3 protein-coding genes are annotated in these 4,726 nt (G+C 37.3%); all 3 read right to left on the reverse strand.

From position 1 onward, the window contains the following. A partial coding sequence (locus T489_RS0112005; RefSeq protein ID WP_031580251.1) for a transposase occupies positions 1 to 238 on the reverse strand: 238 nt, incomplete at its 3' end. A 118-nt stretch (positions 239 to 356) separates the two neighbouring features. Beyond that, complete coding sequence (locus T489_RS0112010; protein ID WP_031580252.1) at positions 357 to 1,697, reverse strand: 5-methylcytosine restriction system specificity protein McrC; 1,341 nt, start codon at positions 1,695 to 1,697, stop codon at positions 357 to 359. Then, entirely contained in the window at positions 1,678 to 3,786 is a 2,109-nt protein-coding gene (locus T489_RS0112015) for an McrB family protein (protein ID WP_051622119.1), read from the reverse strand. Before T489_RS0112015 ends, T489_RS0112010 begins: the two co-directional genes overlap by 20 nt. Positions 3,787 to 4,726: the final 940 nt, after the last annotated feature.

The following is a 4,726-nucleotide window of genomic DNA, read 5'->3' on the forward strand; positions in this document are numbered from 1 at the left end:
GAATGGTCTTTTCGCCATAACCATTTCTGCGATTCTCGGTTTCTTTTGGTTCGGATGAACTCTTATCATAACCAAGGTGTGCATCCATTTCGGCATTAAGCATTTTCTCAAAAATAGGTCCAAAGACGTCCTTTAAGGCTTCATTAACGTCCTTAGCATTTTGTACGTCATAATTACTGAGAATTAAATCTGCAATTTTTTCAGCAGCAGGATTTCGCTTAATATCTTTTTTTGCCATATTCATATAACTCCAATTAAGTTTTTAATATTAACAGACTTAACAGGAATACACGAATTTTATGTCACACCCCAACATTTTGCAGTAATTAGGGCTTTTCACTCCCCCTTTGACATAATTATTCATTCATATTACGAGAAATATCGGTAATCATCAATGTTAAAAACTCTTTTTCAGATTCCTTTATATTTGCCACAAAGTCATCATAGCACTTGGCATTGGATGGTATTTTCAGTCCGTGTTTGATTACGGAAATATCGTTTCTCGGATGCACATTCCCTTCATATGTTGAACCTTTGTTCATCCAAAACTGATAATCCATGCTTAGTGTGGTTTCAGGATAAATGTAGTAACCTGACTTGGCATCAAATCTGAACATATAAGCCAATACCTGCAGATAATCCTTATTACCTATGTTATGTGCAGGCTTGTATTTCGCATCAGCAACGATTCTGTTTTCCGTATTTTTACTGATAAAATCCGGATAAATAAGACCAATGTTTCCATGAAACAGACGTTGAGCGCCGGTGCCCTCTTTGTTTTTCGGATGATGGAACCCGTCGCCGATTAATGTGGAAATGTATTCTTCCCACAGCCATGCCCCGTCAAACAGGATACCATATATGTTCTTTGAACCAGCCCCTATCTGATGCTTCTGATGCTGAAGTATCAAAAGACACAGCCTCTGCAGAGCTCTATATTCACGAAAGTAGGCATGTCTTATGGTATTTTTCTTATTCTGAATAATAATATTCTGCCTGTCGAAATATTCATAGTTCTGAGTGACATTAACTAAGGCATTGACTTCATCCTTTACCTTTGAAAGCAGATTTCTGGCAAAAGGTTTACTCTTAATAAACTCAACGGTATGACGAATAAGCTGGGTAAGAGAGTTATCAAAAGAGAACTCTCTCTGGCTATACGCGACATCACCAATAAATGGCGTATTCTGCTTTATATGTCGAGCAATGTCAATTGTGCCTCTTATGTTTGCATTATTGTATTTATTGCACACATACTTTTTAAACAGGCCTTTTCTCATGGCATCTTTCAGATAATGAGGAAAAAGAAATATCAGAAAATTAAACAGCCTGTTATCATTATCGGTGTCTGTTTCCAGATTAATAAAATTGGGACAATCCAGAACCTTATTCAGCAGATACTGAAAGAAATAATCCTCACTGCCTCCGCAAAAACGGGATTCAATAATCAGCCGTTCATCACCGCATCCCAGAAACCCCATAATGTTCCCGGTACAGTAGCTGTTATTGACTTTCTGAAGAATCATCTGTTCCCGGGACATGTCCTCTGTATCAGCGACATTCTCGGGAAATACAAAAATGCCTTCCTTTTCAAGTTCTTCAAGAGTTTTATTGGCAATCTTACCGGTTAATGTTCTGATATCTGAAAAACGTTCTTCCGGTAACCGATTATTGTCCTTAATCCTGACTGACTGCATCCGGTTTGTTCTCCATCACATCAGGCTTGTTCTCACTCTCATCAGACTTATTCTCCTTCACATCTATATAGCCGTATGCCTGTGCCAGTTTTTTCATGATGGCGTCTTCCCCATACATTCCCTGAACATATTCCTGAAGAAGAGGCTGCAGACAGTCCGTCCATAACTGGTCAAAAGACAGTTCCTTCAGCTTTAAGAAATAAGCTGGTCCAATCTGGTAATTCTCATTTAAATCTTCTACGGTTAATATGGCTTTATTAAGATTCGTCATTCTCTTAATGGCTTCATTCTTGAGGTTTTCCTCAAGATCCTCAAGCATGCCTGATCTTGCATCTGCCCTGAGTTCAATAAATCTGAAACGTCTTCTCATGGCAAAATCAAAACTGTCCACGGAACGATCGATATCATTCATGGTGCCAATGATGTATACATTGTCCGGAATATAAAACTTTTCATTCGGATCCAAATGAAGGTTGGCGTACTGGGTGGATATTTCCCCTTTCTTTCCTCTGTACCCAGGATCGATGGCAAAAAACAGCTCACCGAAAATTTTGGAAATTTCGCCTCTGTTTATTTCATCGATGATAAAGACATAATTCTTACGTGTTTTCTGGGAAGAGGTTACTTTGACTGATGAAACTCTCTTTTTCTTAATCTGTTCGTAGATAACAAATTCGTATGAATTCTGCTGAGTACCGAAGCTCTGACCGAAGAATGCCCTTAAATCCTTCACCTTAGTAAACTTAACGTCAGATTCGAGCATTTTGCGGATATTATCAACGCTTAAAATAATTCTCTTGACGTTTTCGTTACCCGGGATGGAAATATTTATATGCACATCGTCTACACTGGTTATGCAGAATTCATTACCGGTAACAGTTTTGAATTTATTATTGCCGAGTTCAATATTTGAAAAGAATTCCTGCATGGCTTCGTTAACTGATAATTCCCTTTCAATTATTTCATGGGATTTAAGGGAATCTTCATAATTTTTTCTGGCACGGTTTACGAACTTTTTAAATATACCGTCCTGCAGTTCAAAACCCATTGAACCGTCATCATTAACCTTCGGACGCAAGCCTTCAACGAAGTCAGAATAATCGTAACTTGGATGAAACTGAACAAATTCAACCTGAGTTTTTTGTTCATCCGAAAGGTCTGCCAAACTGTCATAATAACCGTTACTTATAATGTCTGCGGCAATTTCCTTGGCTAAATATGACTTACCGGTTCCCGGAGCTCCACGGAAAATTATGTTATGGGATTTAATGAGCATCTTGGAATAAGTATTGTTGAAGTTATCCACCTGAATCTTCAGGTCTTCATCAGAATTCTGAGCATTGACGATGTCTTCATCTTTACGTTCTTCTTTATCCCTGTAGATTAAAACCATTTTGTCACCAGGTTTTCCAAAACGTTTTAGACATTCCTGAACAAAGGTTATTGTCGAGAATATATTCCAGCAGTAAAAAACAAAGTATCTGCCGTCTTCACGGTGATACACGCAGAATTCCAGGGAGTTACCGTAGTTCTTTTTATATTCCTCAACGCCTGAGTATATTCCCTTAATCAGTTTGCTAGAACTGCTGTACTGACATACAGGGAAGCTTTCCCTGCTTTCAATGGACATTTCGGAAATTTGTTTTTCAAACAGCTGACAGGCTATTCGCGGCATGGTCTGGTTCGTATTTCTGCGTTCACCCTTAATATATTTTCTGTCAGTTATTGTTCCGTCCGCACTTTGAAAATAGGCTTTAAGAGGTTTGCACAAATCACCTCTCCTGCCAAGATCCTCCATGGAGAACATTTCATCCGTTGAAACAACAGAATCGGCAGTAATGGTAAGCTCGTACTTGATATTATTGGTCTCAACTACGAAACCAAGATGTTCAAGACATGATTTTGCTTCGAGGGAATTGAAGTTGTCCATATTTGAAGCTATTGCAACAACATATTTGGCAGGATACTTTTTTCCGTCTTCCGTCACCAGGTCATATTTAGTACTCTGATTTTTAGGCGGGACACCTTCCTGATCAATTTTCTTTAAAGCATCAAGAATGTTCTGTTTATTTACATTAGGAATGGTCATGGTTATCTCTTATTATCAAAAACTTGAAAGAACTGTTGTTCATCAAATCATCAATTTGTGAAGGTAGTAGTCGTGTTCTATTCGGATACACTCAAATGAACTATGCTTATACCGATAATAGCTGTCACATTAGCACATATATTTGCTTTAAGCATTTTTATGAAGTGATTAATTTGCACTACTGAATATTTTTATGCTTTATTCCCCTGACTTAAAGAATACTAGAAAACCAATAATAATTACCATACTATTCGTCTGTCACGGTAGCTCTTCTAGACGGATTTTTTAAATCAGCTATTCCACAATATATTGCGATTTATCTTTTAGTACACCACAACATGGACTACTACTCTACTACTTATCAGGGAACTTAAATTAGGGTTGTGTACTACTTAAAAGTGTAGAAGTAAATCATCAGATTTTCCTCCGTTTCTCCCCTTGTATCACTCGTCTTTTGTCTTGCCAGAAACTCTTGGGTCTCTGGATCAATACTTATCCTCCTTTATGTCTCGTCTTTTGGCTAGTATCGCAGTTAACTTTGCGCAGAAAACTGAACATTATTCATTCGAAGTGCTTTTGACATGATTAAAAAACTCGAGATTCCCACTTGTTTTAAAGTGAAAATAACAACATAACCCATATCCTAGGCGGTTTGGGTGTTTTTTAAAAACATGTATTGATTTTTGGATGAAGTTTTTCTCTATGAAAAAACTGCTGTCTGGACAGATGATAAAATCGTTGAAACCCTTGAAAAATAAGGTGTTGTGGTGTGTTTTATGATATAATTGTAGTCGCAAAAAAACAAAAAATATTCAAAAAAACACACCAGGAAAATGATACATCAAATGACCAAAAATTTCTCCAAATATTCTGCTTTTCTCTACTTTTTTTCATTGTTTGGATTTTCCACCATTCTTAAGAGAGCCGGAATTTACAAAAG

Source organism: Ruminobacter sp. RM87 (genome assembly GCF_000701925.1).
GTDB classification, from domain to species: domain Bacteria; phylum Pseudomonadota; class Gammaproteobacteria; order Enterobacterales; family Succinivibrionaceae; genus Ruminobacter; species Ruminobacter amylophilus.